We start from the raw sequence: 22,380 nt of genomic DNA on the forward strand, positions 1-22,380 counted from the left end.
CTGCCGCCATGCCTCGTTACGACTTCCGCTGCCGCTCCTGCGGTGACACCTTCGAACTCAGCCGCCCGATGGCCCAGTCCAACGACCCGGCGGTCTGCCCCCAGGGCCACCCGGACACCGTCAAGCTGCTCTCCGCCGTCGCCGTCACCGGCGGTGCGGGCGGTGGCGCCCCGCAGCAGCCCGCCGGTGGCGGCGGAGGCTGCTGCGGTGGTGGCTGCTGCGGCTGACCGGACGCGCCCGGACCCGCCAGGAGCAGCCGGAGCCGCGAGCACCCACGCCCGGCCGGACCGGCGGACAGCACGGACCCCACGGCACGGAGGCCAGGGGCTCAGGCCCGCGTCTCGGCCTCGACTCCGGAGCCGGTGCCGACACCGGTACCGGCACCGGCACTGGCACTGGCACTGGCAGCACTCCGCACGGTGCTGAGGAACTGACGGACGATCTCCTCCCCCGCCGCCACCCCCACCTGGGTGAGCGCGGTGACGCCCGGCCCGGTCCAGCCGCTGTCGGCCAGCTCGCCGTGGCCGGGCCGCCAACCCTGCTCGGCGGCGAGCAGCAGGTCGGCGTCCAGCAGCGAGTCACCGGCCGAGAGCACGGTGGCCGCGCCGACCCGGCGCTCGACCTCCGCCAGGGCGGAGCTCTTGCTGAGCGGGGTGGGCACCGCGTAGACCTTGCGGCCCTGGAGCGAGACCGACCAGCCGCGCTCGGCGCACCAGCCGGTCAGCTCGGCCAGCCACCCCGCCGGCAGCTGGGCCCGCTCGACCACCAGGTAGGCGAACAGACCGTCGGCCACCCGCCGCTTGTGGGTCCACTCCGGGTCGGCGGCCAGCGCCAGGTGCTCGACCACCTCCGCCAGCGGTGAACTCCCGGCCTCCAGACGGGACTTGACCTCGGCCTGCCAGTCCTTGTCCGGCACGCCGCCGACCAGCAGCTGCCCGCCGTTGGCGCAGATCGCGTACGAGGGCACCCAACCGGGCGTCGGGCCGGGCAGGTTGACCCGCTCGTACTGGGCCCGGGTGCGGGTGGTGGCGGGGACGAAGACCGCCTCCTGCACCAGCTGGACCAGCAGCTCGGCGGCCTGCTCGGTCATGAAGGAGAGCGCCTTGCCGTCGTGCACCTCCACCGAGAGCAGCCGGGGGGCGAGCCGGTCCGGCACGTCCAGGGCCAGGGCCCGGTTGGAGTAGATCAGGGTGCGGTCCAGGTCGCTGGCGACCAGGAACGGACGGTTCATCAGTGCTCCAGTCATCGGTGCGCGGCCCTTACCGCGCAGCCTGTACCGCGTCAGGCTGCTCCGAAGCCTGCACGGCCGTGCCGTCGGCGCCGGTCGCGCCTCGGGTGTAGCGGGGGTGGATCAGGCCGACGCAGGTGTACGGGAGGTCGTCCACCTCCTCGACGGGGACGCCCCGTTGGGCCGCCAACAGGCGGACGTGCTCCAGGTCGGCGCCGGCGCCGCGGCGGGCCAGGATGCGCCAGGGCACCCGGCGCAGCAGCACCCGGGTGGTCTCGCCGACCCCGGGCTTGACCAGGTTGACGCTGCCGATGCCGTACTCGGTGCTGATCCGCTCCATCCCGGCCCAGCCGGCCCAGTCCGGGGCACGGTCCGCCGCGCCGGCCTCGGAGGCGAGGAGCTGCGCGGCGGCCTCGGCGGCCTCCCGGACGGCCCCGAAACGGTCGGCCACCGCCGCCACGAAGTCGGCCGAGACGTCCGCGCCGGCCAGCTCGCGGTAGTACTTGGCGCCGTGGAAGTCGTCCGGGCCGATCAGGTCGTCGCGCAGCACGGTGCGCGAGATGAGGCCGGAGACGGTCGAGTTGAGGCAGGCGGAGGGGATCAGGAAGTCGTCCCGGGTGCCGTAGGTACGCACGCAGCGGCCCGGGTCGGCGAGCACCGCGAGTTCGGGGTTGAAGCCGGTGCCCTCCAGGGCGGCGGCCAGCTCGCGGGTGATGGCGCCCTTGCCGGTCCAGCCGTCCACGAAGACCACCTGGGCCGGGTCGTGGTGGGCCGCGAGGTAGCGGAGCGCGGTGCGGTCGATGCCCTTGCCCCGGACGATCGAGACGGCGTAGTGCGGGGTGTCCAGACCGTGCACGGCGGCGAACCAGCGGCGCAGCAGGATGCCCACCGGGGTGCCCGCCCTGGCCAGCGAGGCGAACACCAACTCCCGCTCGCCGCGCAGCCGTTCGATCCGGAGCAGCTCGGCCACCGTGCCGACCGCGAGCGCGATCCGGTCCACCGAGGCGGTCAGCGCCGCCTGGTAGAGCTCCTGGTACTCGGGGCTGGGCTGGTACTCGACCGGCAGCGATTCGGCGTAGTGCGCGCCACCGGACTGCACCGCCTCCTCGCGCTCCTCGGTCGGGGCCTCCAGGACCACCTCGGAGAGGTCCTTGAGCAGCCAGCGGACGTCGGAGGCGGGGTAGGAGGAGAAGTCGGGGCCGTGCAGCGGGGCGGGGAGGTGCATGGAGGCGCTCTCAGAAGGACGGACGGCGAGATCGGCGGTGGCAGGACCAGCGGTGGCAGGGACGGCGGTGGGCAGCACGGCCAGCACCACCCGGTCGGTGACCAGGCGGAGCCGGGCCAGCAGCCCCTGCTCCAGTGCGGCGGTGTCGGCGGGCGCGTCGACCACCAGCACCACGGCGTCGAACCGCCCCGACCCGTCCGCACCCGGCGCCACGTTGTAGGCGTACCTCTCGCCGGGGCCGTCGGCCGGGTCGTCGTGGGCGGGGAAGGCCAGGCGGGTGCGGATGGCGTAGCCGGGGTGGTCCACCGCCAGCACCGGGGAGCGGGTGGTGGTGGAGAACCGCACCTCGGCGTCCAGCAGGTCGTCGAGCGCACCCGCGATCCGCAGCGGCGCGTACATCAGCTCCTCGAAGCCGAGCACCAGCACCCGGTCGGCCCCGGCCAGCGGGGGCGCCAGGGCGGCGGCCAGGTCCGGCAGCACGCGGGCGAGCCGGTCGGCGTCGGCGGGCGTGAAGCCGTGTCGGCCGCCCTCCGGCAGCCCGGCCGGCCAGGGCAGCGCGACCCGGCTCAGCGGTGCCTGCGGGCCGTCCGGGTCGGGTACCACCGGGGCGGGGGCCGCCGCGATCAGCCCGGCGGCCCGGGCCAGTACGTCGGACGGGAGGTCCACGCCGCCCGAGGCGGTGGCCACCACGTCCAGCCGGGCGCCGAGTTCGTCGGCGGCGGCGGCCAGCACGGCCCGGTCCGCCTCGGTGCGCAGGTCCACCAGCGCCACCACCACGTAGTGGGCGCGCGGGTGGCGGGCGTGCAGGGCGCGGACGGTGTTCAGCACGGTGCGGCCGGTGGAGAACTCGTCGTCCACCAGGACCAGCGGGCCGTCACCGCCGAGGAAGCCGGGATCGGCCGGCAGCAGCAGGTGCGAGGTGGCGTGCGAGTGCTCCTCCTCGAATCCGCCGACCGGGGCGACGCCCGCCACCGGCCGCCGGGTGGAGTGCAGGTAGGGGGCGCCGAGGCCGTCGGCCACGCTGTGACCGAGTGCCGTCGCGGTCTCCGCGTAGCCGAGCACCACGGCCCAGCCGGCCTCCTTGTCGCCCAGCAACTCCCGTACTCTGCGCCCGAGTTCGAGCCCGGCCCCGTGCACCACGGCGGGCCGCTGCGGCACGTGCTTGCCGAGTACCCGGGAGACCAGCAGGTGGGCCCGCTTGGGGTTCTCCCGGAGCGCCAGGCCGATCAGCCCCGGCAGTTCGGCCGAGCCGGTGAGCCGCAGCCCGAGCCGCTCGGTGACCCACGCGCCGGACCACACGTCCGCCGCTCCCTGATTTCCCTGCTGAACTGCCAAGACTCCTGCTTCCGTTGTGCACGTACCGTGGTTCGAAGGGCTCAGGGGCAGAGGCTGGCCCCCAGCAGCTCGGCGAAGCTGACCTCCGGCCTGGCCACCCCGAACACCTCGGCCCGCAGCAGCACCCGCTCGGCCCAGGCCCGGTGCGGCTTGGCCTCGTTCATCTTGTTGGTATACGCCGAGCGCAGCACCCCTCCCCCGCCCAGGCTCTGCTGGAGGATGTCCTGCGCGTCGGAGTACTCCTCGTGGGTCACCACCGAGAGCGCGTGCACCGCCGGAACGTGGCTGGGGTGGATGCAAGTCTTGCCCAACAGGCCGTTGGCGCGGTCGAGTTCGATCTCGCGGAGCAGCCCGTCCAGGTCGTGCTCGATGATCCGCTGGCGGATCGCCTCGGCCGGCGGCTGGGCCTCCACGAACGGGGTGCGGCGCAGCTGCGGCTTGAACATCCGCTCCTGCACCGGGAAGTACTCCCAGACCGGCCCGGTGACGGTGTACCCGCTGCCGTCGGCCCGGCCGAGCACGTTCACCACGTCACCGATCACCCCGGCCACCAGGGCCACGTCGTAGGCGGTCAGGTCGGGCGAGCGGCGCAGGCCGTAGGCCGAGCAGAGGTCGGTGACGCCGAGCCGGACGGCCAGCACCCGTTCGCGGTGCTTCTCCAGCAGCCGGGCGATGCCGAACAGCTGGTCCCGGCGGCTCTCCAGGTGGGCCAGCTCCGGGGACTCCAGCACCGGCATCGCGAACAGCCGCTGCCCCGAACTCTCCGAGGCGGCGGTCAGCGCCTCCAGGAACGGCCCGCCGCTCTCCTCGGTGAACTTGGGCAGCACGTAGCCGGAGACCAGCTCGGCGGCCGAGCCGAGCCGCGCGGTCAGGTCGGTGACCTGCTCGGGGGTGCGTACCCGGACGAACAGCAGCGGCAGCCCGGCTCCGCCGTCGGCGTGCAGCCGGGCCAGCTGGGCGACGAGGTTGGCCTCGGCCGGCTCCACCTCGTGGTCGGCTATCGCGTCCTCCAGGCAGAGCACCATCGAGACCACGCCCTTGGCCGCCTGCTTGCGCACGTCGGCCGCCAGGGCAGGCCGGGTGGCCGGGCTGTACAGCGTCGCCCCGAGGGCCGTGGAGAGGAGCTCGGCGGGGCTGTCGCGGTGGAATTCCCCGGGCTGTTCCAGGAAGAGCCGGCTGCGGTCGGCTGCAGCGAGATGGCCGAAGTGGCGCATGGTGCTCTCCCGTGGGGCGCGGTGGATCGGTGGCGTGGGCTTCTCTGATAGACGGACGGACCGTCCCGATGGTTCGCGGGGCGGCGCGGAGCCGGGCGAGGGGGACGGGGAAGGCCGGATGCCGAAGCGACGGTGGGTCGGCGTGCCGTAGGCGGCCCATGGTACGGGTGATTCCGATCTTCCCGACCACCTGAAACGTCGAATTCTCGGAACATTACCGTCCGCGTCACATCTCGCCCCCGTCCCGGAACGGCCCCGGGTTGACAGCCGCGTTGTCCCGAACGGTCGGGAAGCGGCAGGATGGTCCGTCATGACGCACCAGATGGCCAAGGGGGCCAACATCTCGCTGGCGGCCACCGGCGTCCGCGCCGTGCTGCGCTGGACCACCGGCCCGGGCGCGCCGGACGTGGACGCCTCCGCACTGCTGCTCGGGACCGACGGGCTGGTCCGCACCGACGCCGACTTCGTCTTCTACAACCAGCCCCGACACCCCAGCGGCCTGGTCCGCCACCTGCGCAAGCAGAGCAGCGGCGAGGAGGTGGCCGACACCGTCGAGGTGGAGCTGAGCCAGCTGCCCCCGGACGTCGACCGGGTGGTGCTGGCGGGCTCGGCCGAGGGCGGCCCGGTCTCGGCCCTGGGTGACCTGCGGATCCAGCTGCACGACATCGAGGCTCCGTCCGGCACCCCGCCGCTCACCGAGTTCGTGCTCACCGACGTCGAGGAGGTCACCGCCCTGGTGGCCGGCGAGCTCTACCGGCGGGGCGGCGGCTGGAAGTTCCGTGCCATCGGCCAGGGCTACGCCAGCGGCCTGGTCGGGCTGGCCACCGACTACGGCATCACGGTGGAGGACGGTGCCTCGCACGCCCCGGCCGAGCCGCCGGCCGTCCAGCCGCTGCACACCCCCGCCACCCCCACCCCGGAGCCGGAGACCTACACCCTGACCCCGGCCGAGCCGCCGTCCCCGCAGCAGCCCGTCCAGCAGCACCCCCCGCAGCCGCAGGCCCCGCCGCCCCCGCCCCCGTACCGGCCGACCTACGGCTACCCGCCGCCGTTCGCGCTGCCGCCGCAGGGGCCGCAGTTTCAGCCCCGCTGAACAGAGGGCAGAGCCAGCCTCGCTGAACAGAAGGCAGGGCCAGCCCCGCTGAACGACGGCCAGAGCCAAGCCCCGCCCGAACCAGGAACGGGGCCGGCTCAGCCCTGCGGGGTGTCCGCCTTGTAGCCCCGCTGCCACTGCATCCCGAAGCCGTACAGCCGGTCCAGGTCCGACTGGAAGCCGTGCACGTACCGGACCTCCCGACGGACCGTCAGCTGCCCGTCCCCGGTGTTCTCGATCAGCACCACCGCGCAGGACCGGGCGGCCGGCGCCCGTTCGTCCAGCTTGATCTCCAGCCGGGGTCCGGTCTGCGGCACGATCGTCACGGTGGCGTGCGTCCGGTCGAAGGCCGGGGTGTCGTCGTAGATGTAGACGAAGATCAGCAGCCGCCGGAACTGGTCCTTCTTCTCCAGGTTCACGTACATCGACTCGCCGGACGGCGCCCCGTAGACGTCGTCGCCGCTGAGCTTGATGTACGGCGCCTTCTGCAGGTCGCCGAAGTACTTGCCGAGCGGCTGCACCACCCCCCGCGTACCGTCGGCGAGTTCGTACATGCAGGCCAGGTCGAGGTCCACGTTGAGCTGCGGCCGGGAGCCGTCCGGCTCGACCGGCCGCAGGATGTTCGGGCTGAACAGCCGCCGAAGGGTGGAGCCCGAACCACCGCCGGACTCCGCCGTCCTGGCGGTCCAGTGCAGGTTGACGTAGAGGTAGCCGGTGGTGGCCGCCGGGCCGGTGAGGGCGTGCTGCGGCTGGGACTTGGTCAGGGTGATCTTGTACTGGCTCCCGGTGTCGAAGCCGTTCCGATCCCTGCGCAGGTAATCCCAGAACGAGACCATCCGTGTCCCTCCCCGAAGCGGCCAGCCAAACCTACCGGACCGATACCCACTCAGGGGGGCGGAAGTCCCAGCGCGCCGTGGTGGCCGACGGATAGTCACCTCCCGTACCATGCAGGCTTCCTGGGCACGGTATCGTTCCCCCGCACACGTGTACCTGCCGTCCGTGAACCTTCCCCGTCCGGACGGCTGACCCGACCTGCGGAAGCCGAGGCCCACGCCCCCGATGAACCTCTCCTCCATACAACTGGTCTGGGCCGTAGTCGGCGGCGCGGCCCTGCTGTTCACGGCGCTGCTGGTGGCAGCGCTGCGGTTCAAGAACAACAACGCCAAGTCCGACGACACCACCGACTCCTGGGAGCGCAGCGAGGAGCGCCGCCGCCGCAAGGAGATGGTCTACGGGATCTCCTCGTACGTGCTGCTGTTCTGCTGCGCGGGCGTCGCGGCGGCCCTCTCCTTCCACGGCCTGGTCGGCTTCGGCAAGGAGAACCTCGGCCTCTCCGGCGGCTGGGAGTACCTGGTGCCGTTCGGCCTGGACGGCGCCGCGATGTTCTGCTCGGTGCTCGCGGTCCGCGAGGCCAGCCACGGTGACGCCGCGCTCGGCTCCCGCCTGCTGGTCTGGGTGTTCGCCATCGCCTCGGCCTGGTTCAACTGGGTGCACGCGCCGCGCGGCGGCGGCCACGACGGCGCCCCGGAGTTCTTCTCGGGCATGTCGATCTCGGCCGCGATCCTGTTCGACCGCGCGCTGAAGCAGACCCGCAAGGCCGCGCTGCGCGAGCAGGGCCTGGTGCCCCGCCCGCTGCCGCAGATCCGCATCGTGCGCTGGCTGCGCGCGCCCCGTGAGACCTACGCCGCCTGGTCGTTGATGCTGCTGGAGAACGTCCGCAGCCTGGACGAGGCGGTCGACGAGGTGCGCGAGGAGCGTCAGGCCAAGCTGGACGCCAAGGTGCGTGCCCGCAGCGCGGACCGGCGCGAGCGCGCCGAGCTGAAGGCCATCTCGCGTTCCTCCGGCGGCATGCTCGGCCGCGGCCGGGGCGGCCGGCAGGTCCCGGCGCTCACCTCGGGAGCCGGCGACGGCCAGGCCGCTACGGAGCCTGCGCTAGCGGACCCCTCCGCTGACGACCCGATGGCGAAGGTCGGCCCGTCCGCCCTGGAGCCCGCCGCGCTGACCGCGGGGCGCCGGCCCCGCGCCGCGGTGGAGTCCTCCCCCGCCGTCGACCTCACCACCGAGGACGACACCCTCTCGATGCCGAAGCTGGACACCTTCGACTCGCTGGAGCGCAAGCTCCGGGCGATCGAGCAGCGGCTCGGCTGACGCCCCGCCAGGCGGCGGCGCAGTGAAGTGACGTCGAAGGCCCCCGGTCCGTACGGACCGGGGGCCTTCGACGTGGTGACGCGCGCGTGCTGACGCGGGATCAGCCGGACGGTCAGGCGGTGGAGCCTTCCAGCTCCGCCTCCTTCTTGTTCCGGTACACCGAGGAGGCGAACGCGGCGGCGATGAACGCGACGCCGATCAGGCCGGTGACGATCTCCGGGATGTGGTACTCGATCCCGACCAGCAGGATCACCGCCAGCACGCCGATCGCGTAGTGCGCGCCGTGCTCCAGGTAGACGTAGTCGTCCAGGGTGCCCTTGCGGACCAGGTAGACGGTGAGCGAGCGGATGTACATCGCGCCGATGCCCAGACCCAGCATGATCATGAAGATGTTCTGGGTGATGGCGAAGGCGCCGACCACACCGTCGAAGGAGAACGACGCGTCGAGGACCTCGAGGTAGAGGAACAGGAAGAACGCCGCCCGGCCGCCGACCTGGACGATCGACTTGCCGCTCTTCTCCGCCTCCTCCTCGGCCTCCGCGTCGTCCTCCAGGCGGCTCTCGAAGACGCTGGAGAGGCCGTTGACGGCGAGGTAGGTGGCGAGGCCAAGGATGCCGGCCAGAAGCACCGTCTCGGCGTTGTCACCGGCGAACAGGTTGGCCGCCAGCGCGATGGTGACCAGGGCGATCAGCGAGGAGAAGGCGTCCAGCTTGCCCACCTTCTCCAGCGGACGCTCCAGCCAGCCCAGCCAGTTGAAGTCCTTCTCCCCGAGGATGAAGTCCAGGAAGATCATCAGCAGGAAGATGCCACCGAAGGCGGCGATGGCCGGGTTGGCCATCTCCAGGTACTGGCCGTAGGTGTGACCCTCGTAGGTCTTGCCCTCGTTCAGGGCGAGGTCGATCACGGTCATCGGGCCGAGGTGGGCGGTCAGGCCGACCACCAGCAGCGGGAAGACCAGCCGCATGCCGAAGACCGCGATCAGGATGCCGACGGTCAGGAAGATCTTCTGCCAGTACGGGTTCATCCGCTTCAACACGGTGGCGTTGACCACCGCGTTGTCGAAGGAGAGCGAGATCTCCAGGATCGAGAGGATCAGCACGATGCCGAAGCCCTCCCACCCCCAGAGCAGGCCGGCGGCGACCAGGCCGGCGGCGGTGATGCCGAACGACCAGCCGAATGTACGGAGGACCACGGAAGTTGACTGCCTTTCGAAACGGTTCGGGGTTGCGGGCTACTGGACGTTGACGCCGAAGTCCAGCGCGATGCCGCGCAGGCCCGAGGCGTAGCCCTGGCCGACGGCGCGGAACTTCCACTCGCCCTGGTAGCGGTAGAGCTCGCCGAAGATCATCGCCGTCTCGGTGGAGGCGTCCTCGGAGAGGTCGTAGCGGGCGATCTCCTGACCGTCCGCGGTGTTCACCACCCGGATGTAGGCGTTGGAGACCTGGCCGAAGTTCTGCAGCCGGGTCTCGGCGTCGTAGATCGAGACCGCGAAGACGACCTTGTCGATGGTGGCGGGCACCAGCTCCAGGTTCACCACCACGACCTCGTCGTCCCCGTCACCGTCACCGGTGAGGTTGTCGCCCTGGTGCTCCACCGAGCCGTCGGGGCTGCGCAGGTTGTTGTAGAAGACGAAGTGGTTGTCGTCCGGCACCCGGCCGCCGGCGCAGAGCAGCGCGCTGGCGTCCAGGTCGAAGGCGGCACCCGTGGTCGAGCGGGCGTCCCAGCCCAGGCCGATCAGCACCTGGGTCAGGTTCGGCGCGGCCTTGGTCAGCGAGACGTTGCCGCCCTTGGCGAGCGTGACACTCATTGGACTTCCTCCCAGTCCCCCGTCACCGGGGCTACTGCCGCGGCGACGCCCCACCTCAGGGGTCGTGAACCCCCCAGGTGTACGCCCCCGCAGCCCGTTCCGGGCCCTGACGGCCCGCTGAACTTGCTGAACTCGTGTCAGCCCCCGCCAGCCACAACGGCGAAGGCCGGGGCCGAACGGAGCACGACGGCTCCGAGCGACCCCGGCCTCCAGCCTATTCACCCTGGCGGGGCGTCACACAGGTACCCCGGACGTTCCGGGCGGACGTCAGACGTTGACGCCGAAGTCCTGGGCGATGCCGCGCAGGCCGGAGGCGTAGCCCTGGCCCACCGCGCGGAACTTCCACTCGGCGCCGTTGCGGTACAGCTCGCCGAAGACCATGGCGGTCTCGGTGGAGGCGTCCTCGGAGAGGTCGTAGCGGGCGATCTCGGCGCCGCCGGCCTGGTTCACCACCCGGATGAAGGCGTTGCGGACCTGGCCGAAGTTCTGCTGGCGGTTCTCGGCGTCGTAGATCGAGACCGGGAAGTTGATCCGCTGCACGTCGGCCGGGACGGCCGCCAGGTTCACCTTGATCTGCTCGTCGTCGCCCTCGCCCTCGCCGGTGGTGTTGTCACCGGTGTGCTCGACGGAGCCGTCGGCACTCTTGAGGTTGTTGAAGAAGACGAAGTTGCCGTCCGAGCCGACCTTGCCCTCGGCGTTCAGGAGCAGCGCGCTGGCGTCCAGGTCGAAGTCCGTGCCGGTGGTGGTGCGGACGTCCCAGCCGAGGCCGATGATGACGGCGGTCAGACCGGGCGCCTCCTTGGTGAGCGAGACGTTGCCGCCCTTGCTGAGGCTGACACCCACGAGGTCCTCCAAATGCGCTGATGGTGTTTCACTTCTCCCAACGGCCCGATCGTAGTGCCGGGTTCCCCCCGCCGGGCAGTGACGGGACCGGCCCGGTCGACATTGCGTCGGACCGGGCCGGACGTTCAGCGCGGGCGGACGGTCAGAGCGCGTCCACGGCGGCCAGGTACTCCTGCTCGTCACGGGCGTCCGGGAGGCCGTTGACGATCGACCAGCGGACCACGCCGGCCTTGTCGATCACGAAGGTGCCGCGCACCGCGCAGCCCTTCGTCTCGTCGAAGACGCCGTAGGCCCGGGAGACCTCGCCGTGCGGCCAGAAGTCCGACAGCAGCGGGTACTCCAGGCCCTCCTGCTCGGCGAAGACCCGGAGGGTGAACGGCGAGTCGTTGGAGACCGCGAGCACCTGGACCGAGTCGTTCTGCAGGCGCGGCAGCTCCTTCTGGATCGCGCAGACCTCGCCGGTGCAGACCCCGGTGAAGGCGAACGGGTAGAAGACCAGCACGACGTTCTTCTCGCCCTGGAAGTCGGAGAGCTTCACCAGCTCGCCGTGCTGGTTCTTCAGCTCGAAGTCCGGAGCCTGGGTGCCTACCTCGATGGCCATCCGGCCCTCCCTCTGGTTCGAAATCGACGGCCGCCGCACCGACCGGGGCGGCCAACCGGCATCCTCGCACCCGATCGGCACGGTTCCGCCGTACGAGTGACCCCGGTTCCCCGGACGGCCCCGGATTTCGCCCTGGGTGAACACGGAGCCGGTCGGTCGGCACAAGCCGGGACGGAAAACGGACGGGCCCCGCTGGAGCTTCCTCCAGCGGGGCCCGTCACGGGGCTTCCCGGATCAGCGCTTGCCCTGCTTCGCCGCCTTCGGCGTGGCCAGGCGGGTGCCCGCCCAGTCCTTGGCGATGGCCACCGAGCTGGTCTGCGAGAGACCGGCGGTACGCGCCGCATCGGCGATCTCGTCGGGCTTCACGTACCCGTCGCGGCCGGTCTTGGGGGTGAGCAGCCAGATCAGGCCGCCCTCCGCCAGGTACTCCAGGGCGTCGACGAGGGAGTCGGTCAGATCGCCGTCCTCCTCGCGGTGCCACAGCAGGATGCCGTCTGCGACGTCGTCGTAGTCCTCGTCGACGAGCTCCGTCCCGGTGATCTCCTCGATGCCCTCGCGGAGGTCCTGGTCAGTGTCTTCGTCGTACCCGAGCTCCTGGACGATCTGGCCCTCTTCGAAGCCGAGTCGCTGCGCCGGGTTGGACTTGTCCGCGGGGTCCGCGGTCGCGCTCACGGGAATAACCTCCAGTATTCGGCTCGGCATCCATGCCGAGGCTTGGCCGTAGTCCACACGGGAGTGGCGGTTAGCGCAAGTACCCGCTCGCCCATCCCACCCAAAGGTTGACGCCTACGGGGGGAACACGCCCGGCGAGAGTGTCAGGAATCACACCGATTTGCCCTTTTCTGCGGGGGTCCAGGATGCTGCGGGGACGACAGGCGCGCGAACCGCGAAAGTGACCGAGATACGAACGTCATTCGGGGTACGCACCCGTGCGGGCGTAAAGTCTCCTGTTGGCCCTCACCCCGGACGTCCGCCATCGGCCGGCCGGGTGCCTGGAAGAGATTTCAGGACAAGGTCGGACCACCTCTTCGTACCACTCGATGGCACGCACCAGGGGCAAGGAAGCCTCGCGAGCCATCCGGCCGGACCGCTGACCAGGCGGAACGGTTACCCATCGGTAGATATGACGGATCTCCGAGACGCGGTACACGATGGAGGCGGCGCGACACACCTCAGTTTCGACCGACAGTGAAGGAACAGCGTGGCTTCCGGATCAGATCGCAACCCGATCATCATTGGCGGCCTTCCGAGTCAGGTCCCGGACTTCGACCCCGAGGAGACCTCGGAGTGGCTCGAGTCCCTTGACGCGGCCATCGACGAGCGGGGACGCGAGCGCGCCCGTTACCTGATGCTCCGTCTGATCGAGCGCGCCCGCGAGAAGCGTGTCGCCGTGCCCGAGATGCGCAGCACGGACTACGTCAACACCATCGCCACCAAGGACGAGCCGTTCTTCCCCGGCAACGAGGAGATCGAGCGCAAGGTCCTCAACGCGACCCGCTGGAACGCGGCGGTGATGGTCTCCCGGGCGCAGCGTCCGGGCATCGGCGTCGGTGGCCACATCGCCACCTTCGCCTCCTCCGCGTCGCTCTACGACGTCGGCTTCAACTACTTCTTCCGGGGCAAGGACGCCGACGGCGAGTCCGGCGACCAGATCTTCTTCCAGGGTCACGCCTCCCCCGGCATCTACGCCCGGGCGTTCCTGCTGGACCGACTGACCGAGCGTCAGCTGGACTCCTTCCGCCAGGAGAAGTCCAAGGCCCCGTACGGCCTCTCCAGCTACCCGCACCCGCGGCTGATGCCGGACTTCTGGGAGTTCCCCACCGTCTCGATGGGCCTCGGCCCGCTCGGTGCGATCTACCAGGCCCGGATGAACCGCTACCTGGAGCACCGGGGCATCAAGGACACCTCGTCCTCGCAGGTCTACGCCTTCCTGGGCGACGGCGAGATGGACGAGCCCGAGTCGCTCGGCCAGCTCTCGCTGGCGGCCCGCGAGGGCCTGGACAACCTGACCTTCGTGGTGAACTGCAACCTGCAGCGCCTGGACGGCCCGGTCCGCGGCAACGGCAAGATCATCCAGGAGCTGGAGTCGCAGTTCCGCGGCGCCGGCTGGAACGTCATCAAGCTGATCTGGGACCGCAGCTGGGACCCGCTGCTGGCCCAGGACCGCGACGGCGCGCTGGTGAACAAGCTGAACACCACGGTGGACGGCCAGTTCCAGACCTACGCCACCGAGACCGGCGGCTACATCCGCGAGCACTTCTTCGGCGGTGACCTGCGGCTGCGCCAGATGGTCGAGAACATGACCGACCAGCAGATCCAGCACCTGGGTCGCGGCGGCCACGACCACGCCAAGGTCTACGCGGCGTACAAGGCGGCCCGCGAGCACAAGGGCCAGCCGACCGTGATCCTGGCCCAGACCGTCAAGGGCTGGACCCTGGGGCCGAACTTCGAGGGCCGCAACGCGACCCACCAGATGAAGAAGCTCACGGTCGAGGACCTCAAGCGCTTCCGCGACCGGCTGCACCTGCCGATCACGGACAAGCAGCTCGACGAGGGCTACCCGCCCTACTACCACCCGGGCAAGGACTCCGAAGAGATCCAGTACATGCATGACCGGCGCCGCGAGCTGGGCGGCTACGTGCCGACCCGCAAGGTGCGCCCGCGTCAGCTGGAGCTCCCGGGCGACGACGCCTACAAGGCGGTCAAGAAGGGTTCGGGCAACCAGACCATCGCCACCACCATGGCGTTCGTCCGGGTGCTCAAGGACCTGATGCGGGACAAGGGCATCGGCAACCGCTTCGTGCCGATCGCGCCGGACGAGTACCGCACCTTCGGCATGGACTCGCTCTTCCCGTCCGCCAAGATCTACAACCCGCTCGGCCAGACCTACGAGTCGGTCGACCGCGAGCTGCTGCTGGCCTACAAGGAGTCCCCGACCGGCCAGATGCTGCACGACGGCATCTCCGAGGCGGGCTGCACCGCCTCCCTGATCGCCGCCGGTTCGTCGTACGCGACGCACGGCGAGCCGCTGATCCCGGTCTACGTCTTCTACTCGATGTTCGGGTTCCAGCGGACCGGTGACCAGTTCTGGCAGATGGCCGACCAGCTGTCCCGCGGCTTCGTGATCGGCGCCACCGCGGGCCGCACCACGCTGACCGGTGAGGGCCTCCAGCACGCGGACGGCCACTCGCACCTGCTGGCCTCGACCAACCCCGGCGTGGTGGCCTACGACCCGGCCTACGGGTACGAGATCGCGCACATCATGCAGGACGGCATCAAGCGGATGTACGGCACCACGGCCGAGCACCCGCACGGCGAGGACGTGTTCTACTACGTCACCGTCTACAACGAGCCGATCAAGATGCCCGCCGAGCCCGAGAACGTGGACGTGGACGGCATCCTCAAGGGCCTCTACAAGCTCAACGAGGGCGAGGCCGGCCAGATCCCGGCGCAGATCCTCGCCTCCGGCGTGGCGGTGCCGTGGGCCCTGGAGGCCCAGCGGATCCTGGCCGAGCAGTGGAACGTCAAGGCGTCCGTGTGGTCGGCGACCTCCTGGAACGAGCTGCGCCGCGACGCGGTGGAGACCGAGGAGTTCAACCTGCTGCACCCCGAGGAGCCGCAGCGCGTCCCGTACGTGACGCAGAAGCTCCAGGGCGCCGAGGGCCCGTTCGTCGCCGTCTCCGACTGGATGCGCGCGGTGCCGGACCAGATCTCCCGCTGGGTGCCGGGCCAGTACCAGTCGCTGGGCGCCGACGGCTTCGGCTTCGCCGACACCCGTGGTGCGGCCCGCCGCTTCTTCCACATCGACACCGAGTCGATCGTGCTGGGCGTGCTGACCGAGCTGGCCAAGCAGGGCAAGATCGACCGCTCCGCGCTGAAGGACGCGATCGACCGCTACCAGCTGCTCGACGTGGCGGCGGCCGACCCGGGCTCCGCCGGCGGCGAGGCCTGACCGCTCCCGGTGAGCTGAACTGACCGAGGGCCGGACACTCCTGACGGGGTGTCCGGCCCTCCGTCGTACCCGGGCCTCGATGACGGGTGATCACCCCCGGTAGAGTGCGCTGAATTTCGCACGTCCGAACGGGGGACTCCGCTTGCCCAGATACACGTCCGCGCACGCCGTCACGCTCTACTGGGCCGGGCTGGCGGGCTGCTGCACCGCGATGGCCACGGTCTACTTCTGGCGGGGCAGCGCCGCCGAGCCGTGGACCGGCGGGATCGGCTGGGTGCTCGGCCTCGGCTGGATGATGGTCGTGATGGCCGTCACCGGCCTGGTGGTCACCCTGGCCCGGGGGCTGCACGGGGACGGGCCGAAGGGCTGGCTGGTGGCGGCGCTCTGCGCCGCGCTGGGCATCGCGCCCGCCTACTTCATCGCCGGCTGGGTGCTCACCCCGCTGAAGGACAACGCTGCCAGCCCCGAGCTGCGGGCGGCCTGGAGCGCCTCGGAGACCGGCGCCGGCCGGGCGGTGGCGATCTGGCAGCAGGGCGAGACGGTGATCCGGGTCCGCGAGGACGGGCTGACCGCCTACCGGGCCACCGACGGCGGCCGGCTGTGGACGCTCGCCACCGCGCCCCGGGAGACGGTCTGCGCGGCCGGCACCGATCCGGCCGGGACGGTGGCCGCGATCGGGCTGAGCCGCTCGCTGGGCGACTGCAAGGCCGTCCGGGCGGTCGACCTGACGGCCGGGAAGTGGGCCTGGGGCGACAAGGTGGTCGAGCTGGCCGACCCGGTCGACCGGGACCGGCAGGGCCGCCAACTGGCCGTCGCCGGCGGCACGGTGCTGGTCGCCGAGGAGGAGCGGCTGCGGGCGCTGAAGGCCGCCGACGGCACCGAGCTGTGGAGCAGCCCGGCCGGCAAGGGCTGCGACAACCAGGCGGTGGCAGCGGCCGGCACCACCGTGGCGCTGGTGGAGTACTGCGCGGGCGGCTACCCGGCGGGGCGGGCCGCCCTGCGCTCGCTGGGCACGGCCGACGGGAAGCAGGCCTGGAGCACCGACCTGGGCGTCGAGACCTCGCTCTCCGCCCTGGACTTCCTCTCCGTCCGGCCGCCGGTGCTCCGGGTCGAGGAGCGGGACTCCACCGGGGTGCGGGGCGTGGTCTCGTTCACCGAGCAGGGCGCGCTGCGGGCCGTGGTCAAGACCGACGGCAAGGAGCACCAGCTGCTCCTCGACCCGGACAACCGGGTCGCCGGGGCGCCGGGCCTGCGCGCGGTGGTGACGGGGGATCAGCTGATCGCCCCGGTGAAGCTCGGGTCGGTCAGCCAGGCGGTGGCCGGCTTCTCGCTGGCCGACGGCTCGCGGAGCTGGCTGGTGGACGCCGGCAGCGGCGCCTACGGGGTCGGGGCCGGGCCGGACGGGGTGCTGGCGCTGACCGACTACGGCTACGACGACCAGCTGCTGCTGATCGACCCGCGGACCGGCGCGACCCGCTCGCGGCAGATCCTGACGACCGGTCACAGCAGTGCGACGGCCTGGCTCGGCCGGTCCGCGACCCGCACCCTGGTCGGGTACGGCGCGGAGGAGAGCTCGGTACCGGTGCTGCGCGGCCTGCCGCGCTGACGCCCAGGACGACGGAGGGGGTGCCACCGGTCCGGTGGCACCCCCTCCGTCGTTCCCGACGCCCGGTCAGATGTGCACCGCCGGGCCGGCGTCGTTGGCGCCCCGCTTGGTCAGCAGGCCGAGCAGCGCCGCCGCGAAGGCGACCACGGCCGCCACCGCGAAGGCCAGCGACATGCCGCTGACGAAGGAGTCGTGCACGGCGGTGGCCATGCCCTGGACCACCTGCTCCGGGGTGCCGGCCGGGGCCGGCGGGGCGAAGCCGAGCTGGGCGGCCTGGTCGAGCCCGGCCTGCTGCTCGGGGGCGACCGGCGGGAGACCGGCCTTAGCCCAGTTGCCCGGCAGCACGTCGGTGACCTTGGCGGCCATCACCGCGCCCAGCACGGCGGTGCCCAGGCTGCCGCCGACCTGCATGGCGGCCTGCTGGAGGCCGCCCGCGACGCCGGAGAGCTCCAGCGGGGCGTTGCCGACGATCACCTCGGTGGCGCCGACCATGACCGGGCTGATGCCCAGGCCCATCAGCACGAACCAGAGCGACATCACGCCGTTGCCGGACTCGGTGGTGAGGGTGGACATCCCGTACATCGCCACGGTGGTGAGCACCATGCCGACCACGATCGGGATGCGCGGGCCGATCTTGCCGATCGCGGCGCCGGCCGCCGGGGCACCGATGATCATCATGCCGGTCATCGGCAGCAGGTGGACACCGGCCTCGACCGGGGTCATGGCGTGCACGTTCTGCAGGTAGAAGGTCACGAAGAAGATCGCGCCGAAGAACGCGAAGGCCATCAGGACCATCAGCAGCACACCGGCCGACAGCGGCACCGAGCGGAACAGCGCGAGCGGGATCAGCGGCTCCTTGGCCTTCGTCTGCCAGAGCGCGAACAGCACCAGCGAGAGCACCGCGCCGCCGAGGAACAGCAGGGTGGAGGCGTCGCCCCAGCCCCAGCTCGGGGCCTTGATGATGCCCCAGACCAGGGCGAACATCGCGATCGAGAGCAGGGCGATGCCGGGCAGGTCGAAGGACTTCACCGCGTTCTCGGAGCGGACGTCGCGCAGGATCACCAGGCCGAGCAGGACGGCGGCGATGCCGACCGGCACGTTGATCCAGAACACCGACTGCCAGCTGACGTGCTCGACCAGCAGGCCGCCGACGATCGGGCCGGCTGCGGTGGAGGCGCCGATCACGCCGGCCCAGATGCCGATCGCCATGTTGAGCTTCTCGGCCGGGAAGGCGCCGCGCAGCAGACCGAGCGCGGCCGGCTGCAGCAGCGCGCCGAACAGGCCCTGCAACACCCGGAAGGCGATGACCAGTTGGATGTTGGTGGCGAAGCCGATGGCGGCCGAGGTGACCGCGAAGCCGGCCGCGCCGACCAGGAAGGTGCCCTTGTGGCCGAACCGGTCGCCGATCTTGCCGGCCGTGATCAGGAAGACCGCGAGGGCCAGCAGGTAGCCGCTGGTGACCCACTGGATGTCGGCGGGCGAGGCGCCGAGGTCGGTCTGGATCACCGGGTTGGCGATCGCCACCACGGTGCCGTCCAGGGCGACCATCATCACGCCGACGGCGACGGTGAGCAGGGTCAGCCAGGGGTGGCCCTGGAAGCGGGCGAGGCCGCCGCCCGGGGTGGCGCCCGGCTTCGGCGGGCCGGCCGCCTCGGCGCGCTTCGCGCCCTTGGCGCCCTTGGCGCTCTTGGTCAGGGACTGGCTCATGTCTGACGGACCCTCCGGGTTCGCTGCGGGACGGCTGCCGCCCGCGCTGCTCGGCAGGAACGGCATGGCGGTGACGCCCCGGCCCACCCGTCCCCACGAGTCGTCCGGCCTGGCGGGCGTCACCGCCGTGCGAGATTATGTCAGCCTCTGACATTCGGCAAACACTGCCTTGTGCGCATGGCTGACTTCTGCCAAGGTGTGCCATTTGTCAGCGCGCTATCGTTGTCAGCACCGCTCCGCCGTCGCCGTGCCGTTGCGTCCGCACCCACGACGTCCTCCCGCCACCGCCGCCCCTCGGAGGCCCCGCCGCATGGCCGTGCAGCCCACCTCGCCCGCCGCGCCCGCCGCCCTCCCGGACGGCTGCCGGATCCTCGGCCTGCGCGAACGGAAGAAGCAGCGCACCCGGGACGCCCTGGTCTCCGCCGCCCACCGGCTCTTCCTCGACCACGGCTACAGCCGCACCACCATCGACGAGATCGCCACCGCCGTGGACGTCTCGCAGCGCACCTTCTTCCGGTACTTCGCCAACAAGGAGGAGGTCGCGCTGGCCGTCCTGGCCGACGCCGAGGACCACTTCATCGCCACCCTCCGGGCCCGGCCGGCCGAGGAGAACCCGCTGCAGGCGCTGCGCGGCTCGATCGTCCAGACCTGGCGCGACCTCTCCGCGACCGCGGGCACCGGAGCCGACGCCGACGGCAGCCGGGGCATCACGGCCGCCCTCGAACTCATCCAGCTGATCGAGGAGACCCCCACCCTGCTCGCCGCCCACCTGCGGCGGATCACCGACCAGGAACGGCTGGTGGCCGGGCTGATCGCGGCCCGCGAGGGCCTCGACCCGGCGGTGGACCTGCGCCCCCGGGTGCTGGCCGCCGTCTTCGGCGGGGTGCTGCGCAGCGCCCACCTGGCCTGGAGCGGCGGGGAGTCCGGGCCCGGCCCGGAGGGCATGATCGCCGTCATCGAGTCCCACTTCGACCAGCTCGGCCCGGCGCTGGCCGGAGACTGGCGCTGAGCCACCGCTGAGCCACCGCTGACGCCGCGTCACCCGCCGGGCGCGGCGGCTCGGTCGCGCGCCCCTCCGGGGGCGTACGCGCGGGCGGGTGCCCCCGCCCGTCCTGACGCCTCCTCAGGCGGCGGGAGTGAGCTCCCCCAGGTCGTGGGTGTAGAGCCAGGCGGTGGACCTGGTGTACGCGTACCGCGAGAACAGCGGCATGACCAGGTCGTTGACCCGCCGGGCGACCGGGCCGGCCTTCTTCGCCTCCCGGTTGGCCGCCGCCGCCTTGAGCATCCGTCCGACCCGGGCCCGGCGCCGCTCCTCGTACTCGGCCAACGACCTTCCCGCCGACACGACTTGGGCCAGCACCACGGCGTCCTCGATCGCCATCGAGGCACCCTGGCCTGCACCGACGGGGTGGGCCGCATCACCGATCAGGACGGTACGGCCGCGCTGCCAGACCGGGACGGGCGCCAGGGTGTGCATCAGGGTCGGCCGGTGCACCTCGGTCGCGGCGCGCAGCAGCGCGAGCGGCACCGGATCGGCCGCGTAGGTCTCCGCCAGGCGCTCGGGCCACTCCGACAGCGGGACGGCGGCCAGGTCGGGCTGCCGGGGTTCGGCCGGCTGGGCCGACCACCAGACGGTGCCGTCGGGGGCGGGGAGGTAGGCGAAGGCGCCGTTGCGGCCGAAGACCATGTTGAAGGTGCCGGGCGCGCCCGCGACCTGCTCGGCGCGGCCCGAGACGTTGTAGAGCCCGGCGTACGCGGGGTCCGGCGCGGCCGGGTCGAGGAGCGTCCGGGTGGCCGACCAGAGGCCGTCGGCGCCGACCAGCAGGTCCGCCTCGGCGGTGCTGCCGTCGGCGAACTCGGCCCGGACACCGGCGCCGTGGTCGTGATGCCCCGTCAGCCGCCGGCCGGTGACGATCCGGACCCCGGCCCGCTCGGCCTCCGCCCGCAGCACCTCGACCAGCCGGCCGCGCATCAGTGTGACGCCGTGCAGGTCGTCGGAGGCCAGTCGGCCGCGCGGCATGGTGCCGAGCGGCTTGCCGCCACCGGACCAGAGCCGCTGCTCGGGCACCTCGAAGCCGGCCGCCCGGACCTGCTCCAGGCAGCCGAGCAGTTCCAGGCCGCGCAGCCCGTTGACGGCCAGGCTGAGGAACGAGCCGACCGGCCCGGCCGGGTCCGGATGGGCCTCGTGGACGGTGACCTCGGCTCCGGTGCGGGCCAGGGCGAGTGCGGCGGCGGCTCCGGCCACCCCGCCGCCGATGACGGCGACCTTGATCCCGGACGGTGCGCTCATGGTGAATCTCCATTCGGTGAATCATGATTCGGTGAAAGCGGCTTCAGTATGCTGAGACCCGGAAGCAGGCGTCAAGGGGTGGCGGGAAAGGAGCGGCCCGGTGGGCACGCGCAAGGAGAGGGCAGCCGGGACCGAGGCCGCCCTGAAGCAGGCGGCACGTGAACTCTTCGTCGAACAGGGGTACTTGACGACGAAGATCACCGACATCACCAAGGCCGCCGGCCGGTCCACCGGGTCGTTCTACGACCACTTCGGCTCCAAGGAGGAGCTGTTGCAGGCCCTGCTCCGCGACATGGGCGAGCAGGCCGACCGGGCCATCGACGCCGACGGCCACGGGCACGACGCCGATCACGACCTGGCCGACCGGGAGCAGCTCAGGGAGCACCTGGCCGTCTCCTGGCAGGTCTTCCGGGACCACCTCCCGGTGGTGGTCGCCATGGTGCAGTCGACCATGGCCGAGCCGCCCGGATCCGGGCGCGCCTGGCAGAGCCTGACCGCCGAGACCGAGGTCTTCCGCGAGCACCTGGCCCGGATGCGCGAGCAGGGCCACCAGCTGCCCGGAGAGCCGGAGTTGGTGGCCGCCGCGATGGGCGCGATGCTCTCGATGTTCGGCTACGCGGTGCTGACGGCGGGCGAGCACGGCCCCGCGGCCGACGACGGGCAGATCGTGGACACCCTCACCGCCCTGCTCCACCGGGGCCTGGCGGGCGGCTCCCCCGAGTGACGGGCGGTCGGCCCGCCGGGCGCGGCCGGGCGGGCTGCGGTGGTCAGGTGGTTGGCGGTGGTGCTGCCGCTGGCGGTGCGGCGGCCGGTGGTGGTCAGTCCGCCGGGCGGCGGGGCGCGGCCGGGCCGCGCGGCGGGAGGGGGTGGCTCAGCACCAGGCTGGTGGTGGTGCTGCCGAGCTGCGCCAGCTCGTCCACGATCTCCTCCAGGTGCGCTGTCGAGGTGGCCGCGATCCGCAGGACGTAGCAGTCGTCACCCGTGGTCCGCACGCACTCCAGGATCTCCGGACGCTCCGTCAGCAGGCGCCGCAGCGGCTCGTGCCGGCTCCCCGGCCCCGGGTACTTGAGCCGCACCACGGCCGGCACCGGGTACCCCGCGCGGGCGAGGTCCACCTCGGCCCGGTAGCCGGTGACCACCCCGGACGACTCCAGCCGCCGGACCCGCTCGGTGGTGGCCGAGGCACTCAGCTTCACCCGTCGGGCCAGCTCCGTGAAGGCGATCCGGCCGTCCTGCTGGAGTTCGGCGAGGATCGCCCAGTCGGTCGCGTCGAGACTCTCGGCCATCGGGCCAATCTACCGGGGAATCCCCGGTGGATCGGCGATCATGCC

General features: G+C 71.9%; 19 protein-coding genes. 7 read left to right on the forward strand and 12 right to left on the reverse strand.

Annotated features, from left to right (window positions below):
• Nucleotides 1–8: 8 nt before the first annotated feature.
• Nucleotides 9–227 carry a zinc ribbon domain-containing protein gene (locus tag ACIRBX_RS12835; RefSeq protein ID WP_402296032.1) on the forward strand — a complete coding sequence of 73 codons (219 nt, stop codon included), beginning with the start codon at nt 9–11 and terminating at the stop codon, nt 225–227.
• Nucleotides 228–328: 101 nt separating this feature from the next.
• On the opposite strand, the gene ACIRBX_RS12840 is transcribed toward ACIRBX_RS12835, so the two are convergent.
• Genes ACIRBX_RS12840 through ACIRBX_RS12850 form a run of 3 tightly spaced genes read right to left on the reverse strand, consistent with a single transcriptional unit; the run spans nt 329 to nt 5,002 of the window.
• Nucleotides 329–1,231: an HAD family hydrolase gene (locus ACIRBX_RS12840; protein WP_402296034.1), complete on the reverse strand. Its 903-nt coding sequence runs from the start codon at nt 1,229–1,231 to the stop codon at nt 329–331.
• 28 nt (nt 1,232–1,259) lie between these two features.
• Complete coding sequence (locus ACIRBX_RS12845) at nt 1,260–3,788, reverse strand: phosphoribosyltransferase (RefSeq protein WP_402296036.1); 2,529 nt, start codon at nt 3,786–3,788, stop codon at nt 1,260–1,262.
• A 41-nt stretch (nt 3,789–3,829) separates the two neighbouring features.
• A complete protein-coding gene (locus ACIRBX_RS12850; RefSeq protein ID WP_402296037.1) occupies nt 3,830–5,002 on the reverse strand; it encodes an HpcH/HpaI aldolase/citrate lyase family protein in 1,173 nt (390 codons plus the stop codon).
• A 310-nt stretch (nt 5,003–5,312) separates the two neighbouring features.
• On the opposite strand from ACIRBX_RS12850, the gene ACIRBX_RS12855 reads away from it, so the two are divergent.
• Nucleotides 5,313–6,095 (forward strand): TerD family protein, encoded by a 783-nt coding sequence (locus ACIRBX_RS12855; protein ID WP_402296039.1) that lies wholly within the window; start codon nt 5,313–5,315, stop codon nt 6,093–6,095.
• A 98-nt stretch (nt 6,096–6,193) separates the two neighbouring features.
• Here ACIRBX_RS12855 and ACIRBX_RS12860 read toward each other — a convergent pair whose 3' ends face one another.
• Nucleotides 6,194–6,931 carry a Tellurium resistance gene (locus ACIRBX_RS12860; protein ID WP_402296041.1) on the reverse strand — a complete coding sequence of 246 codons (738 nt, stop codon included), beginning with the start codon at nt 6,929–6,931 and terminating at the stop codon, nt 6,194–6,196.
• A 223-nt stretch (nt 6,932–7,154) separates the two neighbouring features.
• On the opposite strand from ACIRBX_RS12860, the gene ACIRBX_RS12865 reads away from it, so the two are divergent.
• Nucleotides 7,155–8,243, forward strand: coding sequence for a DUF2637 domain-containing protein (locus ACIRBX_RS12865; protein ID WP_402296042.1), 1,089 nt, complete (start codon nt 7,155–7,157; stop codon nt 8,241–8,243).
• 112 nt (nt 8,244–8,355) lie between these two features.
• Here the strand turns inward: ACIRBX_RS12865 and ACIRBX_RS12870 are convergent, their stop codons facing one another.
• The 5 genes from ACIRBX_RS12870 to ACIRBX_RS12890 all read right to left on the reverse strand — a co-directional run bounded on the left by ACIRBX_RS12870 (nt 8,356) and on the right by ACIRBX_RS12890 (nt 12,166).
• On the reverse strand, nt 8,356–9,435 hold the full coding sequence (locus tag ACIRBX_RS12870; RefSeq protein ID WP_402296044.1) for a DUF475 domain-containing protein: 1,080 nt from the start codon (nt 9,433–9,435) through the stop codon (nt 8,356–8,358).
• 39 nt (nt 9,436–9,474) lie between these two features.
• A complete protein-coding gene (locus tag ACIRBX_RS12875) occupies nt 9,475–10,050 on the reverse strand; it encodes a TerD family protein (RefSeq protein WP_402296046.1) in 576 nt (191 codons plus the stop codon).
• A 267-nt stretch (nt 10,051–10,317) separates the two neighbouring features.
• Nucleotides 10,318–10,893 carry a TerD family protein gene (locus ACIRBX_RS12880; protein ID WP_402296047.1) on the reverse strand — a complete coding sequence of 192 codons (576 nt, stop codon included), beginning with the start codon at nt 10,891–10,893 and terminating at the stop codon, nt 10,318–10,320.
• Nucleotides 10,894–11,035: 142 nt separating this feature from the next.
• Nucleotides 11,036–11,494, reverse strand: coding sequence for a peroxiredoxin (locus ACIRBX_RS12885; protein ID WP_402296049.1), 459 nt, complete (start codon nt 11,492–11,494; stop codon nt 11,036–11,038).
• A 234-nt stretch (nt 11,495–11,728) separates the two neighbouring features.
• On the reverse strand, nt 11,729–12,166 hold the full coding sequence (locus ACIRBX_RS12890; RefSeq protein WP_402296051.1) for a DUF3052 domain-containing protein: 438 nt from the start codon (nt 12,164–12,166) through the stop codon (nt 11,729–11,731).
• Nucleotides 12,167–12,695: 529 nt separating this feature from the next.
• On the opposite strand from ACIRBX_RS12890, the gene aceE reads away from it, so the two are divergent.
• Both aceE and ACIRBX_RS12900 read left to right on the forward strand, forming a co-directional pair.
• Nucleotides 12,696–15,446 carry a pyruvate dehydrogenase (acetyl-transferring), homodimeric type gene (gene aceE / locus ACIRBX_RS12895; protein ID WP_402296053.1) on the forward strand — a complete coding sequence of 917 codons (2,751 nt, stop codon included), beginning with the start codon at nt 12,696–12,698 and terminating at the stop codon, nt 15,444–15,446.
• A 142-nt stretch (nt 15,447–15,588) separates the two neighbouring features.
• The gene (locus tag ACIRBX_RS12900) at nt 15,589–17,052 is read left to right on the forward strand and encodes a PQQ-binding-like beta-propeller repeat protein (RefSeq protein WP_402296055.1); all 1,464 of its coding nucleotides are present in this window, start codon (nt 15,589–15,591) and stop codon (nt 17,050–17,052) included.
• 66 nt (nt 17,053–17,118) lie between these two features.
• Here the strand turns inward: ACIRBX_RS12900 and ACIRBX_RS12905 are convergent, their stop codons facing one another.
• Nucleotides 17,119–18,759, reverse strand: coding sequence for an MFS transporter (locus tag ACIRBX_RS12905; RefSeq protein ID WP_402296057.1), 1,641 nt, complete (start codon nt 18,757–18,759; stop codon nt 17,119–17,121).
• Nucleotides 18,760–19,069: 310 nt separating this feature from the next.
• On the opposite strand from ACIRBX_RS12905, the gene ACIRBX_RS12910 reads away from it, so the two are divergent.
• On the forward strand, nt 19,070–19,768 hold the full coding sequence (locus ACIRBX_RS12910) for a TetR/AcrR family transcriptional regulator (protein ID WP_402296058.1): 699 nt from the start codon (nt 19,070–19,072) through the stop codon (nt 19,766–19,768).
• A gap of 114 nt (nt 19,769–19,882) precedes the next feature.
• Here the strand turns inward: ACIRBX_RS12910 and ACIRBX_RS12915 are convergent, their stop codons facing one another.
• Nucleotides 19,883–21,049 (reverse strand): FAD-dependent oxidoreductase, encoded by a 1,167-nt coding sequence (locus ACIRBX_RS12915; protein WP_402296060.1) that lies wholly within the window; start codon nt 21,047–21,049, stop codon nt 19,883–19,885.
• 100 nt (nt 21,050–21,149) lie between these two features.
• On the opposite strand from ACIRBX_RS12915, the gene ACIRBX_RS12920 reads away from it, so the two are divergent.
• Entirely contained in the window at nt 21,150–21,773 is a 624-nt protein-coding gene (locus ACIRBX_RS12920) for a TetR/AcrR family transcriptional regulator (protein ID WP_402296061.1), read from the forward strand.
• 94 nt (nt 21,774–21,867) lie between these two features.
• On the opposite strand, the gene ACIRBX_RS12925 is transcribed toward ACIRBX_RS12920, so the two are convergent.
• Entirely contained in the window at nt 21,868–22,335 is a 468-nt protein-coding gene (locus tag ACIRBX_RS12925) for an Lrp/AsnC family transcriptional regulator (RefSeq protein WP_402296062.1), read from the reverse strand.
• Nucleotides 22,336–22,380: the final 45 nt, after the last annotated feature.

The sequence above is a fragment of the Kitasatospora sp. NPDC096147 genome, from assembly GCF_044763225.1.
Classification (GTDB): Bacteria; Actinomycetota; Actinomycetes; order Streptomycetales; family Streptomycetaceae; genus Kitasatospora.